The 18,012-nt window shown below is 37.0% G+C and carries 29 protein-coding genes; 1 reads left to right on the plus strand and 28 read right to left on the minus strand.

Translation table 11 applies throughout. From position 1 onward, the window contains the following. Positions 1–189: 189 nt before the first annotated feature. From MHB65_RS22090 to MHB65_RS22110, 5 genes are all read right to left on the minus strand, one after another. The gene (locus MHB65_RS22090) at positions 190–933 is read right to left on the minus strand and encodes a hypothetical protein (protein WP_342441737.1); all 744 of its coding nucleotides are present in this window, start codon (positions 931–933) and stop codon (positions 190–192) included. 91 nt (positions 934–1,024) lie between these two features. Beyond that, positions 1,025–1,276 carry a hypothetical protein gene (locus MHB65_RS22095; RefSeq protein ID WP_342441738.1) on the minus strand — a complete coding sequence of 84 codons (252 nt, stop codon included), beginning with the start codon at positions 1,274–1,276 and terminating at the stop codon, positions 1,025–1,027. 137 nt (positions 1,277–1,413) lie between these two features. Next, a complete protein-coding gene (locus MHB65_RS22100) occupies positions 1,414–2,022 on the minus strand; it encodes a BRO family protein (RefSeq protein ID WP_342441739.1) in 609 nt (202 codons plus the stop codon). After that, on the minus strand, positions 2,022–2,249 hold the full coding sequence (locus MHB65_RS22105) for a helix-turn-helix transcriptional regulator (protein WP_342441740.1): 228 nt from the start codon (positions 2,247–2,249) through the stop codon (positions 2,022–2,024). The genes MHB65_RS22100 and MHB65_RS22105 overlap by 1 nt, the downstream gene beginning before the upstream one ends. 19 nt (positions 2,250–2,268) lie before the next feature. After that, entirely contained in the window at positions 2,269–2,463 is a 195-nt protein-coding gene (locus MHB65_RS22110; RefSeq protein WP_342441741.1) for a helix-turn-helix transcriptional regulator, read from the minus strand. Between the two features lie 190 nt (positions 2,464–2,653). On the opposite strand from MHB65_RS22110, the gene MHB65_RS22115 reads away from it, so the two are divergent. Then, positions 2,654–3,109 (plus strand): helix-turn-helix transcriptional regulator, encoded by a 456-nt coding sequence (locus MHB65_RS22115; protein ID WP_342441742.1) that lies wholly within the window; start codon positions 2,654–2,656, stop codon positions 3,107–3,109. A 43-nt stretch (positions 3,110–3,152) separates the two neighbouring features. On the opposite strand, the gene MHB65_RS22120 is transcribed toward MHB65_RS22115, so the two are convergent. The 23 genes from MHB65_RS22120 to MHB65_RS22230 form a co-directional block, all read right to left on the minus strand. After that, complete coding sequence (locus MHB65_RS22120; RefSeq protein WP_342441743.1) at positions 3,153–3,326, minus strand: hypothetical protein; 174 nt, start codon at positions 3,324–3,326, stop codon at positions 3,153–3,155. 347 nt (positions 3,327–3,673) lie between these two features. Further along, on the minus strand, positions 3,674–3,838 hold the full coding sequence (locus MHB65_RS22125; protein ID WP_342441744.1) for a hypothetical protein: 165 nt from the start codon (positions 3,836–3,838) through the stop codon (positions 3,674–3,676). Positions 3,839–3,867: 29 nt separating this feature from the next. Beyond that, positions 3,868–4,302, minus strand: a complete 435-nt coding sequence (locus tag MHB65_RS22130) for a hypothetical protein (protein WP_342441745.1) — start codon at positions 4,300–4,302, stop codon at positions 3,868–3,870. 60 nt (positions 4,303–4,362) lie between these two features. After that, the gene (locus tag MHB65_RS22135; protein ID WP_342441746.1) at positions 4,363–4,878 is read right to left on the minus strand and encodes a phage tail tube protein; all 516 of its coding nucleotides are present in this window, start codon (positions 4,876–4,878) and stop codon (positions 4,363–4,365) included. Between the two features lie 13 nt (positions 4,879–4,891). Next, entirely contained in the window at positions 4,892–6,220 is a 1,329-nt protein-coding gene (locus MHB65_RS22140) for a phage tail sheath subtilisin-like domain-containing protein (RefSeq protein ID WP_342441747.1), read from the minus strand. Further along, positions 6,220–6,447 (minus strand): hypothetical protein, encoded by a 228-nt coding sequence (locus MHB65_RS22145; protein WP_342441748.1) that lies wholly within the window; start codon positions 6,445–6,447, stop codon positions 6,220–6,222. Before MHB65_RS22145 ends, MHB65_RS22140 begins: the two co-directional genes overlap by 1 nt. Further along, positions 6,434–6,877, minus strand: coding sequence for a DUF6838 family protein (locus MHB65_RS22150; protein ID WP_342441749.1), 444 nt, complete (start codon positions 6,875–6,877; stop codon positions 6,434–6,436). Before MHB65_RS22150 ends, MHB65_RS22145 begins: the two co-directional genes overlap by 14 nt. Beyond that, the gene (locus MHB65_RS22155; RefSeq protein WP_342441750.1) at positions 6,867–7,274 is read right to left on the minus strand and encodes an HK97 gp10 family phage protein; all 408 of its coding nucleotides are present in this window, start codon (positions 7,272–7,274) and stop codon (positions 6,867–6,869) included. Before MHB65_RS22155 ends, MHB65_RS22150 begins: the two co-directional genes overlap by 11 nt. After that, positions 7,274–7,582, minus strand: a complete 309-nt coding sequence (locus MHB65_RS22160) for a hypothetical protein (RefSeq protein ID WP_342441751.1) — start codon at positions 7,580–7,582, stop codon at positions 7,274–7,276. Before MHB65_RS22160 ends, MHB65_RS22155 begins: the two co-directional genes overlap by 1 nt. Before the next feature lie 47 nt (positions 7,583–7,629). Further along, positions 7,630–8,025 (minus strand): hypothetical protein, encoded by a 396-nt coding sequence (locus tag MHB65_RS22165; protein ID WP_342441752.1) that lies wholly within the window; start codon positions 8,023–8,025, stop codon positions 7,630–7,632. 5 nt (positions 8,026–8,030) lie between these two features. Beyond that, on the minus strand, positions 8,031–8,210 hold the full coding sequence (locus tag MHB65_RS22170; protein WP_342441753.1) for a hypothetical protein: 180 nt from the start codon (positions 8,208–8,210) through the stop codon (positions 8,031–8,033). Positions 8,211–8,224: 14 nt separating this feature from the next. Beyond that, a complete protein-coding gene (locus MHB65_RS22175; protein WP_342441754.1) occupies positions 8,225–9,280 on the minus strand; it encodes a major capsid protein in 1,056 nt (351 codons plus the stop codon). A gap of 15 nt (positions 9,281–9,295) precedes the next feature. Further along, positions 9,296–9,610, minus strand: a complete 315-nt coding sequence (locus MHB65_RS22180; protein WP_342441755.1) for a hypothetical protein — start codon at positions 9,608–9,610, stop codon at positions 9,296–9,298. A 19-nt stretch (positions 9,611–9,629) separates the two neighbouring features. Continuing rightward, complete coding sequence (locus MHB65_RS22185; RefSeq protein ID WP_342441756.1) at positions 9,630–10,220, minus strand: phage scaffolding protein; 591 nt, start codon at positions 10,218–10,220, stop codon at positions 9,630–9,632. A gap of 219 nt (positions 10,221–10,439) precedes the next feature. Then, positions 10,440–11,474: a minor capsid protein gene (locus MHB65_RS22190; RefSeq protein WP_342441757.1), complete on the minus strand. Its 1,035-nt coding sequence runs from the start codon at positions 11,472–11,474 to the stop codon at positions 10,440–10,442. Then, the gene (locus tag MHB65_RS22195) at positions 11,455–12,960 is read right to left on the minus strand and encodes a phage portal protein (RefSeq protein WP_342441758.1); all 1,506 of its coding nucleotides are present in this window, start codon (positions 12,958–12,960) and stop codon (positions 11,455–11,457) included. Before MHB65_RS22195 ends, MHB65_RS22190 begins: the two co-directional genes overlap by 20 nt. Before the next feature lie 14 nt (positions 12,961–12,974). Beyond that, positions 12,975–14,408 carry a phage terminase large subunit gene (gene terL, locus MHB65_RS22200; RefSeq protein ID WP_342441759.1) on the minus strand — a complete coding sequence of 478 codons (1,434 nt, stop codon included), beginning with the start codon at positions 14,406–14,408 and terminating at the stop codon, positions 12,975–12,977. Next, positions 14,405–15,238: a phage terminase small subunit gene (gene terS, locus MHB65_RS22205; protein ID WP_342441760.1), complete on the minus strand. Its 834-nt coding sequence runs from the start codon at positions 15,236–15,238 to the stop codon at positions 14,405–14,407. The genes terL and terS overlap by 4 nt, the downstream gene beginning before the upstream one ends. A 1,020-nt stretch (positions 15,239–16,258) precedes the next feature. Beyond that, positions 16,259–16,498, minus strand: coding sequence for a hypothetical protein (locus MHB65_RS22210; RefSeq protein WP_342441761.1), 240 nt, complete (start codon positions 16,496–16,498; stop codon positions 16,259–16,261). Between the two features lie 57 nt (positions 16,499–16,555). Further along, positions 16,556–16,969 carry a LuxR C-terminal-related transcriptional regulator gene (locus MHB65_RS22215; protein WP_342441762.1) on the minus strand — a complete coding sequence of 138 codons (414 nt, stop codon included), beginning with the start codon at positions 16,967–16,969 and terminating at the stop codon, positions 16,556–16,558. 139 nt (positions 16,970–17,108) lie between these two features. After that, complete coding sequence (locus tag MHB65_RS22220) at positions 17,109–17,282, minus strand: hypothetical protein (RefSeq protein WP_342441763.1); 174 nt, start codon at positions 17,280–17,282, stop codon at positions 17,109–17,111. 33 nt (positions 17,283–17,315) lie between these two features. Then, positions 17,316–17,618: a hypothetical protein gene (locus tag MHB65_RS22225; protein ID WP_342441764.1), complete on the minus strand. Its 303-nt coding sequence runs from the start codon at positions 17,616–17,618 to the stop codon at positions 17,316–17,318. A 33-nt stretch (positions 17,619–17,651) separates the two neighbouring features. Further along, complete coding sequence (locus MHB65_RS22230) at positions 17,652–17,975, minus strand: hypothetical protein (protein WP_342441765.1); 324 nt, start codon at positions 17,973–17,975, stop codon at positions 17,652–17,654. Between the last annotated feature and the right edge of the window lie 37 nt (positions 17,976–18,012).

Genomic DNA, 18,012 nt, shown 5'->3' on the forward strand with positions numbered 1-18,012 from the left:
ATGGACATTTCACTTTATTCCCAAGCATTTTAAATTTCTTACTGCATTTATGACATTCTGTTGATTTTGACATTCCAACTTTTATTAATGCGAATAAAAACATAATTACCAACAAAATAATTATGAGTGCTATCATCAGTACCCACCTCCTACACAAATATACATAAATACACATATTTTTACTATGATCTATTTGTTTGAATGAGAAAGTCGGTTTATTTCTTGTTTAATATCATGAATAATGTCTTCATAATTCTCACTAGTATCGAGCTCGTATTCTTGTTTTTCTAGTAGTTCTAAATATTTTTGGTATCTGCCTAGTTTTCCTTTATCTGTTTTTAGTTTTGAAGCATCATGTTGGATTTTCAAATATGATTCATCAAGTAATTTAGGTAATAATTCTATTTTTAGATTTAAAATATCCTTTGATAAAGGGAATTTTTCTTTAACGCGGATTCCAGCTATTATTGCTTGCTCTATTGTTAGAGATGTTCGTTGAGCTAAATCTGAACGACTTAAGAACGTTTCGATATTTTTTGTGTTTCTCATAAGATCAATAGATTCCTGTAAAATTCTCATGTCATTTTCTAATTGAACACTTGAGTAGTGCGTTCTCATGTCTCTCAAGATTTCTTGTGGTACTTCTTTTGTACTCATATTTGTAGTTTGAATTGAGTAATTAACATCAACGTCATTAAATATACATTCATCAGCGTTCTCTATTTGAATTTGTTGAGCATTATTAAACTTATTTGATTTATTCCACAATGTAAGAGCAAGACCTATTAGGATATTGATAATTACCAAGAAGATTATTATTGTTGCTATATTAAATTGATTTTGTATTACAATCGCAACTCCTGCGGAAGTAACAATTAACACAACAAACCACAAGATTGTAGATATGAGACGAAATATTGTTTTCATAATCATAAATGCCCTCCATACCATTAATATACATAATATGAAGGGATTTCACTATACATTTTACATAAACATCACTCCTTCCATTGAAAAAACACCCTCATACGAGAGTGCTTAAAAGTTGTCTTTTTTCAATTTGTTTAATTAATAACTGGTTCATTCGTTTAAGATAAGGCTGATTGCTTTTAGATAAGAGACCATAGTTTTTAAGGTCTAATAACTGAAAGTCACTCATTTTTTCTACTGCCTCTTGCCACCAATATCCAACGTCAGTTGTTTTTGGCGGTGATACCCCAATACATTCCGAGAAATCTTTTATTAACATTAGTAACCTTTTTTCTTTTTCATTCATGCCCTTGCCCTCCTAATTCGAGGACATCCACTTTTAAAAGTTACTCTTTTAGAGTATAATTAAGCTAGTTAGTTTTTTGAGTGGATGTCGCTCAAAGTTATGTCATGTTTTAAGTTGCAGCTTAAAACATGATTTTTTTATTGTACATATTTCTCATACACTTTCTTGCTGACTGACAAATCAAGTTGGAATTTTTCTTTTGCTATCATTAGATCAACTGTATCTGTTAGGATTGGCTCACGTTCAATCAGCATCTCAGGTGTCATCTGGTTTTTCTTTAATGATTTCGGATGTCCATGACGACTTGAAACAGCCTTGTTTGCGATTGTGTTAGCTTTTATAAAGTTCACCTTTGTTGGTTTAAGCAAAGATTGATGTAACTTAGTCATTGTTTCTTTTTGGTGTTCCTTGTCCAACATACGGAAAATTTGAAAGCCTTCCAAACCGGACGTTTGGCGAAGTGTTCTTACTACTTCAAACAGCCAATCTTCAAAAGCTTCTGCTTCAGGTCTTTGTGAACGAGTTACTGCTTTGTAAATTCCTTGTTCGCTAATCAATGTCACCTTTTGGTTCATATCATCCAATTTGGATGATGTGAGATACTTCTTTTTCAAATGCTTTGTCATAGCTTGTGTTTGGCTATAACCAAGAGCGTCTGCTATATCTTTAGCTATTCCCCACCACTCACCTTCAATTTCCACGAAACGAACTTCATAATCAAGCCAATTCTCTGTATTGATATTCATTAAAGATCATCCTCCAATAGAAAATTTCTTTCGTTAGTTCGACCTAATAGCCAATCTGATGAAACATTAAAGAAATCAGCGAAAATATCTAGTGTTTCGAAATCAGGTTCACGTGACCCTTGTTCATAATTAGCTATTCGTCCTCTCGAAAAACCTATTAATTCAGCTAATTTATATTGGCTGATTTTTCTTTCCTTTCTGAGTTTAGTTAAATTTTGCGCAAACAATCTTTTCACTCCTTTATTTTTAATTCTTGTCTAAAAAGAAATTACTCCACTCAAATTTTAAAAATGCTGCAATTTTTTTCGCTACTTCTACTGAGGGTGTTTTTTCACCTCGTTCAATATTCGCGTAATACCCGCGCGAAATCTCAGCAGAAACAGCTATTTCTTCCTGTTTTATTCCTTGCGACATCCTGATTTCTTTGAGCCAACTTCTCATTACCTCACCTCCTACCAAGTTCCTTTTAGGAACATTGGTTAATTCAATAATAAGTTCCTAGAAGGAACATGTCAATACTATTTTTAAAAATATGACACTTTCAGGAACATTAAATAGTTAAATATAGAAGTTCCTTTAGGTAACATATACAATAAAAAGTAGCAAAATAATATATAAGGATGTGCATATAATGAATGTACTTGCACAACGTTTAAAAAAGTGTCGCGAAAATATCAAAAAAACAAAGCCTGAATATACACAATTATTTATCGCTAATAAAATAGGTGTTGCAAGAACTACTTACACAGCATATGAAAACGGAACAAAAATGCCTCCTATTGACACGTTAAGTAGCATCGCTCAACTTTTTGATGTTTCAATCGACTACCTTTTAGGTAGAACCAACGAGCCCATATCCTATATGGATCAAATGCAAGAAGCAAATTCACATTTAGATACCCATGATATGAGCAAACAATTAGAGCTTTTTCAAACCAAACTTAAAAGTGATGAAAACCTGACTTTTAATGGCGAACCAATGTCAGAAGAAGACAAAGATTCTTTATTAGAAACCATGGAGTTTGCCCTTCGTATGTTAAAGAAACAGAAAAAGAAACAATTGGAAGACGATAGTGAAGAAATATAACCTTCCTCAATATTGAGGAAGGTTTCTTCAATTAATATCTCCATCAATTCACACCAATTCTCATCTCTTCTAAATGTACCGATAACATTTCGTTCATATCCTGCACCACTTTATTGTCCCTTTTATCAAAGGCACCACTATCACTTAACCACTGCAAATCATTAACATCTAATTGTTTTAACATATTACCCCACACTAGCCCTAAATCATTGCTCATAATAATTTCCTCCTTTATAAAAACAAAAAACCCCAAATTTAAGCAGACCATCAAGATAGTCAAGCTAAAAATTTGGGGTTTTCCCTAATTTGTATGTAGTTTCGATGTAAGTGAATATCTATGAGAATCATATTTATTCAAATCAACCTTAACATACATTAACTTAACTAGTCAATTATATTTTTTTGAAACAAAAAGCACCACAAAACCCCGATCACTCGGTAGTCTTGTGGTGCTTCCACATTTAAAAAGTAATGTAATTACCTTTATGTTACAGCACCTATAAAATTATCACAACTATTATTTTGTTTCTATACATGCCAATTAGACATGTTCAAGAAATTTACTTATCGCTTCTTTCCTTTTCTGGAACCTCGTTTTGCTTCACGCTCTTGCTTTTTATCTTCTTCAATCTTGATCTGTAGCGAAGCAATAATACAAGCCTTATCTGCTAGCGATAGAGACATATATTCTGACGGTAAGCGACGCATTTTATGGACCCACCAATGCATGATATTAGCGTCACCATCACCGTCCTCAATTAGTTTTTTACTTCTTCAACCATATCCTCCAAATCGGCTTCATAACCGTTGGCTTCTTGTGCCGCAGCTGATGCATCTGCAATTTCTCCGATTGTCAGCATCTTACCAAGTAGTGCATCTGCACCCATTGCTTTATAAGAATCTTGTAACTCTTTATCGTTTAGATTTGGAAATACAATAGATTCAACTGTTAATAAACGTTGATATTTAAAGTGGTCAAAGTCTGTGTTATATTGCCCTTTTCGCTTACCTTGCATGATCATGGAGCGCTTAGTAGAATCTGATTTCAATTCAGCATCACGCTCTGGTGAAACTGGCGCAAACTCCCATTCAATAGGTTTCCCTTGTTCATCCACAAAACTTTTAGAAACAGCTCGCTTAATATTTCCATTTTGCTTTTTATTGTGTGCAAAGAATGCAGTTAAGTTTGTCATTTATAATCACCTTATCCTTTTTATTAAAATTAAAAGAGCTCACATATTGTGAACTCTTTTTTATTGCATTTCTGGTAAAGTTGTAAATTCTTCTGGCATTTCGAAACGTTCAAATGTGAAATCAAATGAATCCTCTAAATACTCTGCATCTGCATCTAATAACGCAACTATACCGCCATCAATATTACAATCAACTAAAATGGTTGTTTGTCGTCCAACTTGAGACGAACCGTCTTCATTAGTTACTTGGATGTCAAAGTAAGTATCCTCGCCAGTCTCTTGATAGTGCAACAGCATTTTTCGGAAAATAGACGTATTAAAGTGGAATGTAGCACTACCGCTATATTCTAGACCAGTGGCTTTATTCCCCTTCCCTACTTGACCCATGATAGGTATTTTCGTTTTTGTTTTTTCGGATCGTGCCTCTAGATTGATTAACTGTGCAAACTTCAAACGATTCCCATCTATCGTTACCCAAGCTACACCTTGCGCCCCATGAATGGCATCACGAGCATGCATGGTAGCATCAGCAAAATATTGTAGATTTAAAGGAATTAATACTTTGTTTTTATCCAATTGCTTCTCCTCCTTACGCTACCATCGTCGTCACGTAAAGTTGTGACATCGTTAGTGTATTTATTACTTCCTCTTGTACAACAACTGCTCGTTTCGATTCACCTTGACCTACCAATAGCTTTTCTTTATCGTAATTTTGGATTGCTCGAATGCGCTGCATTTCTCCACGATGTTTACCAATATCATTCCACAATGAAATACGGCCATCTGCATCATTTGGCACTTTACCAAGATAGCGAGTATTGAATAGATGAGCTGTATCGATTGCAAGTTGATCTAGAACTCGAATCGTTTGGTTATATGAGAAGTCCTCATTCTTATCTGTTCTGAATGATGTAAATGTATTTACGTCTTCTAATACATTAAAGTTATCACCCACGCGATGGAAAACGTATTTACCCCCGTTTAGCAATAGAGTTAATTGTGGTTGTGTTTTTGTTTCAGACATATCAAGCACATGCTCACCATCATACGTGCGGTTAGTGTTGGATTGATTAACAGCCACTCCAGCTTGCACACCCGTAACCCAATAAACGGCACCAAAAACTTCCTCATCTTCTCCAATAGCATCGTTTTGCACATCAATAATACCTTCATGGTCTGCGTTGCCTAGTTTATGGCCGATTAACTGGAACTTACCGCCAACCTCATCACGGATGCGTTTTGTATACTCCATGTATAACGATTTGATAATGGAATCCTCTGATAAACAGCCTAATGTGTTAAAACCATAAGCCTCTAATTCATCTAATGCCATTTGGTGAGGTGTTCCTGCTGTTAATGCAGTTGCTCCGTTATTTCCGCCTGTTAGTTTTGTCCCTGCTGTTGCTGCTAGGGTAGCATCCTTTTTAAAATCAACGAAATCATTATTTTTTAACTCAGCAGCAGTTGAAACAGCATTTTGTTCATCAATTAAAGTGCCAGCAATCAGTGTTTTAACGTCCCATTTTGATGGTTCATCTACATTGGCTTGAATAACAATAGTAATGTCATTTCCTCGCATACCTTTGAATTTAGCAGTAGCAAATTCATTTGCTGCCTTTGAGCCACCAAGGTTTAGTTTGTAGAAGAATACTGTAAGAGCACCTTTAAATAAATCTCTAATACCTTTTAGCTTTGGATGAGTGTAATCGTAGCCGAAGATTTTTAAAGAGTCTTTCTGCATGTCTTCCTTAGTCACTGTCATTACTGCATCGTCTACTCCCCAATCAAGAGCAATTGGTAATGCAGCATAACCTCGATCAGATAAATTTAGGAACGCACGTGCTTTACTAATAAAGTTTTGATACGTACCAGGTAACTTTTTATTTTGCGTTAACCAAAAGCCTCCACCTAATGCCATTAAGCTTTCCCTCCTTCTTCAAACTGTTTTAAAATGCCCTCCACCTCGGTGAATGAGTACAATTTATTGTCCTGCAACAACGCATTCAAAGCATCACGCCGATGTACGTATTTATTACTTTTGACTAGCTGTTCTTTTGTGAAGGTTTGCAATGTTGCTGTTATAGCCTCTTTTACATCTTCATTTTTTACAGATTCAATTTTTTCCTGTATCTTATTTGTCGCCATTTGGAATCACCCTTTGTTTATTGATGTATTGCTCTAATGAGCCCATGAAAATCTTTTCTTCAACTTCCTGTAGAAAGAAATTAAAATGAATAAAGTTATGTCCAATACCGTCAACAACTTCGCTGTTCGCTCCTGTACCAAGCATCAGCGAGCCGTTTAACAGCGTTATTTCTTTCAATGCTTGTTGCACCTTCAAAGTCATATTAGACGCCTCAGATAAGCTCTTTTCAGGGAAATACTGCACATTAAAAAGTGTAGTCACCTTCCATCGCTTACCGATTTGTCTGATATGCTCTAGGTTTAAAAATTGAATGAAAAAAGCAGGAGTTACAAACCCCTGCGGTACCTCATCGATATATTTTTTATAATCTGTTCCGAAAGCTTCATGGAGCTTAACGGATATTGCATTCTGAATATCATTAATCTCCATCGAAAACCTCCTTTAACATATTGAATAATTTTCGTTCAAGAATTGCAGGAGCTTGTTGTTCCACTTGATCAGCACTTATAGTCATCATGAATCGACCATTTACCCATCCTTGGTGATTACGGGTACGATGACCAAACTCGACATATTGTGCATACTCTACTGGATTGATAACCTCAATTTCGTAGATTGATCCACTCTTTTTCACTTGTCCTATAGTCCAGCCTCGCCGTAAAGTTCCACCATCCACTTTCGCTACTGGAGTTATTTTAATGACCTTACTTAACAACCTTGCTGCCAACTCTTTTGCAGCTGCTTCACAGAACTTCTCAAAGTCACCTCTTGCAAGCTTGGCTAACTTTCGCTCAAATGCTTTTAATTGTTGATAATTAACACTCATTATGCATACCTCTCGAATGCTTCAAGCATTATTTCTTGATGGTCTGTATAAACAGCAGGCACACCACTTCTTGTATATTCAGCAGTTTTACCATGCTGTGTCACTATGATTTTTGAACCAGCTGGTATATCCAACTCTGGCGCAATGAAAAGTTTAGTTGTTTGAGCTATCAATACTGGACCACCAGCTGGCGTTGTTGATGTTTGCTTTTCATATGAAAGCTTGCACTTTTGGTCAGTGAATAACGGCACTTCTTCATGTTTTGTAACATGAGTAATAGGATCAGTAACTTCTCCCCATACCTTCACTGTACACGAGCCTTTGTACAACGACTCTACAGCCTTTCTACGAGCGCTTACCACGTGAGTACCCTATACTTTAAAAAGTCTGTATTACTATGGTGTAGATACGAAATAAATGCTTCAAATTGAGCCTCTGGTGTTCTATTTGCTTCTACAGCAAATACTACATTCGTGTCACCATCCTGTACTTGCTTTGCAACAACTTCAAAATTAAGTGTTTCGATATCCAATAAGCCCATTGCTTTTTTAGTTAGTAAAAACTCCCCTACCACCATATCAATAGCAATTTCATTTAAACCTGTTGGAATCATTGTTAAATTGGTTTGGTTATTAATATGGCTAGTAACTTTATCGATAGCGAATTTTAATAGCATATCGTCTGAACTACTTGGAGCGCTAGATAAGGCCACTCCAAGTGCAGATAAACGCATTACTGCATCTAAATACATACGAATCACTCGCTTTCAGATGCTTTAGTTGATTGTGCAGCTTTCTTCGGTTCTTCTAATCGTTCCATTGTTGATTCGTTTAAATGTTTTTCATCAATTGTCAATTCTTCACCAACTAAATAACGCTCTCCCTTGTAACGTATAGGGAAAGCGCCGTTTTTCACTTTTACTTTAATGTTTGCCATTTCAAGTAGCCTCCTTATGCAATTGGTTGCGCTTGGAATACGTTTTGTGCTTCTGGGAATGAAGGGATAGCTGTAGCTGCTGCTTTCACCCATGTTGAAACAGGATCTTTACCTTCTTCATATACCATTCCAATTACCTTGCCGATGGTAGTCATTTCAACATCAGAACCACTACGGATAAGACGTGATTCTTCTGGTGTTGGTCCGTACAACGATTCACCAAGTGGTCCATCACCAAACATTACGAATTTATTGTCTGGGAAGTAACTCTTTGTTGTGTATGTGCCATCTGCATTTTGTTCACGATATTTCGTGTTTGAACTTGATTCATATACAGCGATAGTAGGTAAGCCCTGCTGTGTAAAGAAAGCGTTTAAATCTGTTAAATTCGCCACACGAGCAGAACCAGCGCCATATAGGTAACCAATAATCTTTGGATTACGTAAAATAAGAGCTGCAATTTTCTTGGATGTTAATGCACGCGTCGGAGTAATATCTAGCGCACCAGACCAACGTTCTAAATCCCCTAAGATATCCTCAGTACCCGAACCCCATTGATCAGCTCCAGCAAGTGCTTCTTTATGATCCGTTGGTACTCCATATCCAACCGTAAGCGTCTTTGGTGTGCCATCCGCAGTATGCAACGCTAATTTCAATTCCCCTGAGCTTAGTGCCTGCATACGCATTAATTCAACATTAGCGCGAACATCATTAGCTGCTTTATCGATTAAATTAAATACTCGTTGCATCAAGTATTGTTGCTCCTGTGCTGTTCGTGGGAATTGTAATGCAATTAAATCCTTTTCGGTAATCTGATATTTCTTCTTGATGTAAGCAGCTTCTAGTACTTGTTTAGCAGCATCTAATGAGCCGATTTCTGCCTCTGTATCAAATGAGTGCACTTTTGCAATAACAGGTAATTCATTCGCTCCTACGAGATATTCGAACTCTAGTGTGTCGTGTTTAACCTCTGGGAAAAGTGCTTCTCCCACACCATAGCTTTGATATTTTCGTTCCTTCATGTAATCTAATACTGTTTTTTGACCAAATAATTCTAAAATGTCTGGCATATTGTTTCCCTCCAATTATCGGAATTTAATTTCTTTTAATGCTGTTTTGGCCGCTGCATCTGGAGCAGTAGGTAGACGATCCTCTAAAACGTAAGCTTCAACAATCAATGAACCTGGTTCTGGTCCACTTGACACATCGACATCGGTATATAGGATACCTTCTGCAGTAGCATCATTTTTAGGTAAGATAGTTCCTGCCTTAACGATCTTCTTTCCGTTTGCATCAGGTGTTACACCTACATCACTCACTAAATAGGTAAAGGCCTGCACCTTAGATGATGCTAGGAAATTTACACGTTGAAATTTTTCAATTGGTTTTACATACGGCATATATAGCCCTCCTTATTGTTTAGTCCCAAGGGTTGTTATTTGTATCACTTGTACCTTTTTCATTCGCCATTTTTGCGAAGTTAGATCCCACATCACTTGCACCCGCGCCATTGTCAGCACCACCAGCAGGAACCCAACCTTTGAATGTCGGTTGTTGCTTTTCTGGCACAAATAAAAAGGACTTTGATTCTTGCAACGATTTTAGTTGCTCATCAAGCCCTTTAGTGACTTTTCCATCTTCACTTAATTCGATTGTTGTTTTATCAATGAGGCCAGCTACTAAATCAACATCATGTACTTTGCTGTGTAACGACAATTTCAGTGCTGCACTCATACGTTCATCTTTCAATTGTTGCTCATACTCCGTTTTGGCTGTTTCATTAGCCTTCTGTAAATCAGTGATTGTCTTTTGTAGATCCTCATTACCTTTCGCTTTGTCTTGCAAATCCTTCAACTGAGTTTCGTGGTTTTTCACTTGATCTTCAAGCGTTTTCTTCGCCTTGTTGACCTCATCAAAGCGTTCTTTAGGAATCATTGTTCCGTATTTACCAACAATAGCATCAGCCTGTTCCTCACTTAATCCCATTGCAATTAAATCTTCTTTTTTCATTTGTGTTTCCTCCTAATTCGTTTTGACAGGTAACGACCTGTTAGGATTTGCCCCTTTTAAATTAACGTCATAAAGTGCAAAAAAGACGGATGTTTATTCTTCAATCATAGGACATCACCCTTGGCACACCAATAATGTTACTTAATTTACCATCTATAAAAACAGCGATTGTATTTGGCGTTAAATATTCAATCCTCAGATGATAGGACTGTTTTAATTTCATACTACAAACCTCGCTTCCCACTCAGGATATTTGATTTTTGAATCAATGTAATACACCTTACCATCCTTACCACGAGCAATGCGTTGGCTGTAATCATCCTCAAACCATGGTGCTGTTGTAGTTCTGCATCTTGGATGAAACGGATTAGCAGTAACACCAGGTACGAAATCAGCCAGCTTGAACACCTTGCCGTCCATTGATTGACAGATACTACTTGTACGGCTGTCTAAAGTGGCGATAATCTCGTACTTTTCAACGTCTAGCTCACCGAATGCATCCTTTTGAGCAGACGCACTAAAAAACGCTGATTCGGTTAAAACAAGCCGAGCAACGTTGGAACGAGAAGTATTCATTTTTCTAGCTATCGAACTAATCATACGGTCAGGAGCTTCACCACGAGCCATCGATTGAATTAGTTCAGTATGCAATGTATCTAGCAAGAGGTTTCGATCACGCCATATCTTTTGACTGAACGTTTGACCGTCAGCAGTCCATGGCTTGCTGATTACCTTAGTTAGTAAGTTTTCGTCTAATGCCTGTAATGTGAAACCAACCTCAAAAGCTTTTTGTATCTCAAATACGGTGTGATAGTACTGTGATTGATAAGCCTCTTTCATCAATTGCTCAAAGCCCTTAATTTGCCCACCATAGAGCTTTTCTACATGTTGCTGTAATTGTAACTGCAAACTCTCTAAACGGCTTATATGAACACGAGAGGAGGCATTTTCGAGTTGCTTCATCCACTTCTGATTGATAGTATTCTTTTTGCCATATTCGATGTATTCCTCAACTGTCCACCTGAATTCCCGCAGTTCATCACTTTTAAGGAGCTGTTTGGCTTCATCAAGACTGACCTCATTGTTTTTAGCAAAGCGCTGGTACCACCGAGCTATATCCTTTTCGATTTCGCTCATGGTTTGAATGTAGGCTTTTTCAAGATCTTTGTAGTATGCCTCACTTTTCTCATGTTGTGATTGCTCAAGCATTTCGAAACGTCGGCGCCAGTATTCTCTACTCTTGACCATCATCATCACCAGACTTCGTATTCAGCGATTTGAAATGATCATCATAGCCATCGAACTCATTTAATCGTTCTTGACGTTCTTTCTTATTTCGTTGCATTTCTAATGGAACGTCTTTAACGTAAGGATGTTGCGCTATCTTCGTTTCTTCAGATAAGTAAGGTGATTTATTTAGTACATCTACTACCTCCATCTCATTAATCAGGATGTCACGATTGAAAATAATGTTTACATATTCTCCTTCATAATCTCCCTGACTGGTGTTAGCTAAATGAACATTAATGAACCAAAGCAACTCCTCGAAGGATGCTTGAAATTCCGTTTCAATACCATCTGCATCGAGATCAATTTCACTGTACATGGCTCTAATATTTAATTGATTCGGGTTATTCGCCATACGATCATCTTTTGCATCGTAACCTCGCCCATTTTCAATTAGTGCCTTTTTAAATAAAGACAGAATCGCTTTATAATTCTCAGGATTGACTTCAACCGTTAATGTTTCTACACCGCCTTGGTTATCCTTATTTCGATTTATTTTCACAGCACCATATTGTGATAAATTACGTCTGAATTCCCCTAAATCTTGACCACCATAGTTATACAACACCAACATTGTATTTCGCGCATCTTCTTGCATATTATTTTCAAAGTCACTTAACATGACATTAATGCCGTCTTGAAGAGATTTAACACGTTTTATCAATGGTATTTCTTTGTTATTAAATTTAAACGGTAACAACGGTGTCCGTTGCCAATTCATACTAAATTCATTTTCAGCATCACGTATAGTTATATAAGATGTTTGAGACCTTATTACATCCTTTACAAGATGTCCTGCAAACCACTGATAATGTTCCACACCTTTGGCACTATAAACCTCTACCTTCTCTACTACAACCTCTCTATCGCCCTCATACTCTTTTACAGCATATAAGCGAATTGCGAAGTCTAGAATTGTTTGCTCTGAATCCTTCCAATATGGAATGATTTCATATGGAGGGATGCGTTTGATAGCAAACTCACCATTTTCATCATAATACGGATAAAGCCAGCCAAGACCACCGTTCAATGCATCCTGTCCAACACTTCTTAATGTGCGGTGGAATCGTTTATTGAAAATGTCTTGTAATTTCTTTAAGTACTCGTCATTTTTAGTTTCAATAGTTATTGGTTTACCAAGTTGATAGTTTACTTTTTGATCAACAAGCTTGGCATACTGGTTATCTAGTACCTTGTTGTTTGGTAGGTTATCATTTACCTCTAACCTTCCACCTTTACCGATAACCCAACGTTTACGCTTTAAAATTTCTTGTTCACCTTCATAATAAGCCTCGCCAATCAACATCCACTTTCGCTTCTCTGACTTTTTAAACTTATTAATCTCGTTTTCAAGCCATTTGATATCCGTTATTAAATCATTTGCACCAGTTGTTATGTTTTCATTGATGATCTCTGTGTCTGTCACAGCTCCTTGGTAAGGGAAATAGCTCATATTCTCACCTCTTTCTAATCAAAACTGAATGTTTCTCCTACACCTATTTTTTCAGCGATGCCAGTTGTAGCATCTGGTGCGTCATCGTTTTTGTTTTGCCCTTCTCGTTGATACTCGTTCATCGCTTTGTAGTAATCAGGCCATTTGTCTTTCCAATTAATCGGGAAGTAGATGTGATTCATCACCCAAGTAGAATTGGATAGGATACGAGCTATTTTGTTATTTGATTGATGGAATGGCTCGATATATGTGTAGTTGCTATTGTGTTTCTCCATCAATTCTTTCTCTACAGAACGAGCAAAACCACGCCCTCCACCGTTTGATTCGATGTAAGCATGGTTAACCTTGTTTTCATATAGCATCTTAGCTGTATCCGGCTCTGTTTCTTCCATAGGAGCTTTTGTATATAATACATCAAGCACATAAGCCTCATTATCAAATGTTACGCCATAAATGATACTACATAAGTAGTCATCCCCTGTATCTGCTGTATCTGTGTAGTTCTGAATCGATTTGAAGGTAGGTAAATCACCGTCATACGTTTTGAACGCTTTGTACAATCGTCCTTTAAGGTCTAATGGTTGCTGATAATAGTTGGCATTTAAAATAGCCTCATCCATAAAGTCAGATAAGGCATCAAAGTTCTTTCTATTAAGCAATTCAGGACACAGCATATTACCTTCATCATCCATAGCTGGCATCATTAACACATACCACTCACTAGCACGTTTCCCATCGAGAATCCGACCGCAAATGTCCTTTTTACTCCACCTCGTCATATTAACGATTTTAATGGAACGGTCCGTTTGCTCCTGCCGTGAAAGGAATGTGTCAGTGAACCATTGCCACTGTTTATCCAAGGCATTTTCATTTTGAGCTTCAGCAGCATTCTTGATAGGGTCATCAACGATTAGGATATTACCACCCTTACCTGTAATGGAACCACCAAGACCAGCTCCTTTGTAATTGAAGTGCTGTCCTTCGAGTGCCCATTGACGATAAGATGAATCACCTCGTTTAACCCTCACATCTGGAAAGATGTCACTATAGACAATTTCATGTGGATATACCTTCTCCTCACTAATCCCATCACGAGTGTAACGACTGAATACAGTTGCTAAATCCTCGTTGTATGACGCTGTGATGATACGGTTCTTTTGGTTATCACCTAACACCCACTCGCAAAAATGAATCAACGTCCGGCTCTTGCCGTGGCGTGGTGGAATGTTCATAATCATATTTTCATATGGTATGTCATTATCATTGAGTAACCGGCCCTCATACAGCGATTGTAACGTCTCGCAAATCTTTTCTAGGTGTGTTCGACCATCGATGTAGAACTCTGGTGCTCGGGTCTTGCAATACTCCCAAAACGATTGTCTAGAAAGGTATTTTCGTTCTTCAATGAGTGCGTCAAGTAATTCAATTTCGGCTTGTTCAGCATTCATTGTTTCGTCATCCCTTTCAATCGTTCTATAGCCTCTCTGCGTTGTTCTGGAGTCATATAGGAGTATTTATTATCCTCTGAACCTTCAACGTCATTAGCAGTTAATTGTTTGACTTCTGCTTTCGTCTTATCAATATTAAGTTGCATCTGCTCAAGCTTCAACCTACGCTCATCATCAGCATCAGCCATCTCAACAAACTGACGAATAGAAGAACGCAACTCCCCTATTGCCCTCGATTGAGCAGTGAGTAGTTGCGCCTGTCGTTCCCATGCGAATTGGAATTCATATTCTTCTTCAGTTACAGCTTTTTCTACGCCTCCACCATCTTCTTTAGATCGTGGGTAGTATTCGTATTTTGCCTTTTTAAGCTCTTTAATCATTTCGTCTTTTGATTCCACGTGCATTATTCTTTGGGCACGAATGATTGCAGCATATTGAATCTGTATCTGATCCCAGATTAAATCGGCTGGAGAACGCTCGTTCATCGCTTCTATGATTTCAAGCGTTTCCTCTGGTAAGAACTTTTGAAAGAAGCCATGCTTTACTGCATTAGTGTTTCGTTTCGGAGGCGAAGCGTTCTGGTTACCTCTATTGCCTTTTGCGTTAGCATTACCAATAGGTGCTCCTCTTTCTCTCTGAACATTTTTAATTGTAGTACTACATTCATTTGTTTGTAGTACTACATTCCACTTATCACGACTTTTCCATGCAGAAATTGTTTTCTCTGGTACATCTAATTGTTCAGCTATCGCTCGATTGGCTATGTCGCCATTATGCTGTTTGAATATCTTGAACGCTTCATCTCTTCTAGGGTCTCTTTGTCTAGTCATATCTCATAAACACCACCTCCAGAATCATGTCTGGTTCACGATGAACCTGACCTATTATGTATTTCACTCTCAAAAGCAAGTACCGACGAATCAAAGGGGAGGAAAACTCTGCTCGATACTCACTTTTCAGGGCAAAATAAAAAGCCACGTTCATAAGAGCGTGACTAAGGTCTCTGACTATCCTGATAAATTGCAAACAATGTATAAATACAAAATACCAGAAGAGCTACTATAAGAAAATAAGGCATATCCCAATTGAGTACCGTTGGTATAAACAATAAGAATATAATCGTGGATATCATCAATGCTACTACAAGTATAAAATATACCTTGTGTATTAGACTCATGTATTTGAATTCTCCGATTAAGTGCATAGTCTAAAACCCCTCCATTTAGTGTCGTATTTATTATGCTAATCATAACCTAACAGAAGAAATAAATGTAATAACTTTTTGCTCTCAAAACCACACCAAAATCTGCCCTCTCAACTCGTAGTGTTTTGACTGTTTGATGCAGTTTTCAAAGCAAAAGAAAAAGCCTCCATCCGAAGATGAAAGCTTAAATATTGTGGTAATCCTAATGTCGAGTGCTCACTTTTGACATCGTGGTAGAGCGACACCACGTTATTTCGTAATTGTGTTTTAGATTTATAGTGCATTTCCGTGCACTTTGTAACTATAGTAAGTTTGTTTTAGTAAGTTTGACTGAATTAAATGGAAAGTGGACGAAGTTCACATATAAACCACTCCTTCAGTTTTATTAGCCTTTTATATTAATTAAGATACCTAATCTCTTAAAAAATATGGGCCGGCCGTGTATGTCATGCTCCGAACAGATTTGTTCAGCGCAGGTCGGTCGTCGGTCTGTCTTTCCTGGTAATTAATTGTTTTTATAAATACCAAGAGAGGAAAACCTTACCGCGCCGTCCTGCCTCCCAGTTTACATTATTATTTTTAGCTCACCTAATCTATAACGAATGTAACATCTATAACGTTTGTAACATCTATAACATTTGTAACTTTAAAATTGGAAACTTTCTACTTTTTTTATTAATTTACGTGGTACACCTGAACGATTACGTTTATATAGTTCGATACAGTCAAAATCAACAAATGATTCGTTATTAAGTAAATCTTTAGCATCGTTTTCAAAAATACGTCTTGCCCCAAAGCTTTTGTAAAGAGATGAACAACTATAATTACCTCGCCATTCTCTTATAATTTTACCCTGCCTATAATATATAATTTTTGCTTTAACCATATCAGCTATTTGTTCACCATCCTAACCAATATATTTCATAGGGGCACAAAGCCCTCATCATGCCATCATTTGTTTTACAATGTTATCCTTGATGCGCTTAATGCTCGTTGCTGATAAAGCCATGTGTTGGCCTATCCAGCGTTGCGACTTGCCATCTAGCATCCAGTTTAATACTTGTACTTCTCTATCACCAGAAACGTTATCTAAAAGCTTTTGCACCTCTAAAAGCTTCTTCTCATACTCTGCAACTCGCTTTATATTCTTAGAACGTCTAATAGCTTCCTGCATAATCGGATCGCCCACACCACCTGCTGCCTTTGGTAATGTAGCCTCAATCCCATACTGTACCGTTTTTGCCCCTATAACCATTTCTGCTCGCATTTCTTTGATGGCGTTAACCATCCAGTGGTAGTCTGTAATCATTGAATCTAAAGCATCTGGTGTAATCGTTAGTGTTCTTTCTTTTAACATAGGTTTGCCCTCCTAAGTTGTGATATACTACTTTTACTAGATTGTCTTAAAAGGGCATAAACCAATTCGAGCTGTAGCGTGTGAAGACGCTGCGGCTTTTCTATTTTTATTTACTAAGTAATTTCTTTCTATTGTTCAGTTACTTTTTTAATTGTTTCCAATTGATAATTACTACATCTAAGCCGTTTTTCTCTTTAATAGTTTTCCTTAAAGAAAGTACATCATCATAGGTCTTAACAGGTCTATCAGCAAAAATTTCAATCATTCCAAAGCCATCTTTGTGACTGTAACTAACAAAGTAAACATACTTCACTTAGAGTCCTCCTTATTACGCATTATCTTTCGATTATTCCTCATCTTCATCTGGGTACTTAATAAAATCCTCTGCACCTTCGAATATTTCTTCAAATACTTGTTCTATAACTTCCATCATTGGGCTTTCTCCAGTATCAGGATTGCTACCATCCACCAAATGTTGAGCCAAGTATTTTGCAAAAGCTTGTCTTTGGCCACGTTTTACCTTTACTTCATCAAAGTTGTTAGGGCTTAATTCTAAGCCCTTAACTAAATTAGAAATAGGAATTTCAATCTTTAATTTTTGCTTTGTTACAGTTGCTGTAAATCCTAAAGACTCAAATTTTTCTGCCATGCTAATTCATCCCTTCTACACATTCTTTATCGTTTAATCCCATGCACCATTTCGTTTCATAACTTCTATAATTTCATCAATCCATGGCTCATCCGTGTTAATGACAACATAAGAGTTAAATTGCTTCTTACCATCTTTCTCACGTCCATGTTCAATATTTCCTAACATCCTATCTAACACAATTGCTAAATCCTGTTGTTCTCCCATGCTTAAATACTTTTCAACATCACGCTCATTAATTATTGTGTAACGTCTTTCTTTTCCTTCTAAAACTGTTCCTTCGAATGCTGGCTCTTCTTTTGATTTATTTAAAATAGCTGTAACTTCCTCATTAATTCGTGGGAAACTGTTATTCATTTCATCCATCCTCCTGTACATTTTCTTTCGAATAATG

Source organism: Lysinibacillus sp. FSL K6-0075, from assembly GCF_038592945.1.
Taxonomy (GTDB): Bacteria; Bacillota; Bacilli; order Bacillales_A; family Planococcaceae; genus Lysinibacillus; species Lysinibacillus fusiformis_F.

Excerpts from the sequence above, each read along its gene's own strand:
- MHB65_RS22090 (WP_342441737.1), bottom strand. The coding sequence starts at position 933 with ATGATTATGAAAACAATATTTCGTCTCATATCTACAATCTTGTGGTTT.
- MHB65_RS22095 (WP_342441738.1), bottom strand. The coding sequence starts at position 1,276 with ATGAATGAAAAAGAAAAAAGGTTACTAATGTTAATAAAAGATTTCTCG.
- MHB65_RS22100 (WP_342441739.1), bottom strand. The coding sequence starts at position 2,022 with ATGAATATCAATACAGAGAATTGGCTTGATTATGAAGTTCGTTTCGTG.
- MHB65_RS22110 (WP_342441741.1), bottom strand. The coding sequence starts at position 2,463 with ATGAGAAGTTGGCTCAAAGAAATCAGGATGTCGCAAGGAATAAAACAG.
- MHB65_RS22115 (WP_342441742.1), top strand. The coding sequence starts at position 2,654 with ATGAATGTACTTGCACAACGTTTAAAAAAGTGTCGCGAAAATATCAAA.
- MHB65_RS22120 (WP_342441743.1), bottom strand. The coding sequence starts at position 3,326 with ATGAGCAATGATTTAGGGCTAGTGTGGGGTAATATGTTAAAACAATTA.
- MHB65_RS22125 (WP_342441744.1), bottom strand. The coding sequence starts at position 3,838 with ATGCATTGGTGGGTCCATAAAATGCGTCGCTTACCGTCAGAATATATG.
- MHB65_RS22130 (WP_342441745.1), bottom strand. The coding sequence starts at position 4,302 with ATGACAAACTTAACTGCATTCTTTGCACACAATAAAAAGCAAAATGGA.
- MHB65_RS22140 (WP_342441747.1), bottom strand. The coding sequence starts at position 6,220 with ATGGCATTAGGTGGAGGCTTTTGGTTAACGCAAAATAAAAAGTTACCT.
- MHB65_RS22145 (WP_342441748.1), bottom strand. The coding sequence starts at position 6,447 with ATGGCGACAAATAAGATACAGGAAAAAATTGAATCTGTAAAAAATGAA.
- MHB65_RS22150 (WP_342441749.1), bottom strand. The coding sequence starts at position 6,877 with ATGGAGATTAATGATATTCAGAATGCAATATCCGTTAAGCTCCATGAA.
- MHB65_RS22155 (WP_342441750.1), bottom strand. The coding sequence starts at position 7,274 with ATGAGTGTTAATTATCAACAATTAAAAGCATTTGAGCGAAAGTTAGCC.
- MHB65_RS22165 (WP_342441752.1), bottom strand. The coding sequence starts at position 8,025 with ATGTATTTAGATGCAGTAATGCGTTTATCTGCACTTGGAGTGGCCTTA.
- MHB65_RS22170 (WP_342441753.1), bottom strand. The coding sequence starts at position 8,210 with ATGGCAAACATTAAAGTAAAAGTGAAAAACGGCGCTTTCCCTATACGT.
- MHB65_RS22175 (WP_342441754.1), bottom strand. The coding sequence starts at position 9,280 with ATGCCAGACATTTTAGAATTATTTGGTCAAAAAACAGTATTAGATTAC.
- MHB65_RS22180 (WP_342441755.1), bottom strand. The coding sequence starts at position 9,610 with ATGCCGTATGTAAAACCAATTGAAAAATTTCAACGTGTAAATTTCCTA.
- MHB65_RS22185 (WP_342441756.1), bottom strand. The coding sequence starts at position 10,220 with ATGAAAAAAGAAGATTTAATTGCAATGGGATTAAGTGAGGAACAGGCT.
- MHB65_RS22190 (WP_342441757.1), bottom strand. The coding sequence starts at position 11,474 with ATGATGATGGTCAAGAGTAGAGAATACTGGCGCCGACGTTTCGAAATG.
- MHB65_RS22195 (WP_342441758.1), bottom strand. The coding sequence starts at position 12,960 with ATGAGCTATTTCCCTTACCAAGGAGCTGTGACAGACACAGAGATCATC.
- terL (WP_342441759.1), bottom strand. The coding sequence starts at position 14,408 with ATGAATGCTGAACAAGCCGAAATTGAATTACTTGACGCACTCATTGAA.
- terS (WP_342441760.1), bottom strand. The coding sequence starts at position 15,238 with ATGACTAGACAAAGAGACCCTAGAAGAGATGAAGCGTTCAAGATATTC.
- MHB65_RS22210 (WP_342441761.1), bottom strand. The coding sequence starts at position 16,498 with ATGGTTAAAGCAAAAATTATATATTATAGGCAGGGTAAAATTATAAGA.
- MHB65_RS22215 (WP_342441762.1), bottom strand. The coding sequence starts at position 16,969 with ATGTTAAAAGAAAGAACACTAACGATTACACCAGATGCTTTAGATTCA.
- MHB65_RS22225 (WP_342441764.1), bottom strand. The coding sequence starts at position 17,618 with ATGGCAGAAAAATTTGAGTCTTTAGGATTTACAGCAACTGTAACAAAG.
- MHB65_RS22230 (WP_342441765.1), bottom strand. The coding sequence starts at position 17,975 with ATGAATAACAGTTTCCCACGAATTAATGAGGAAGTTACAGCTATTTTA.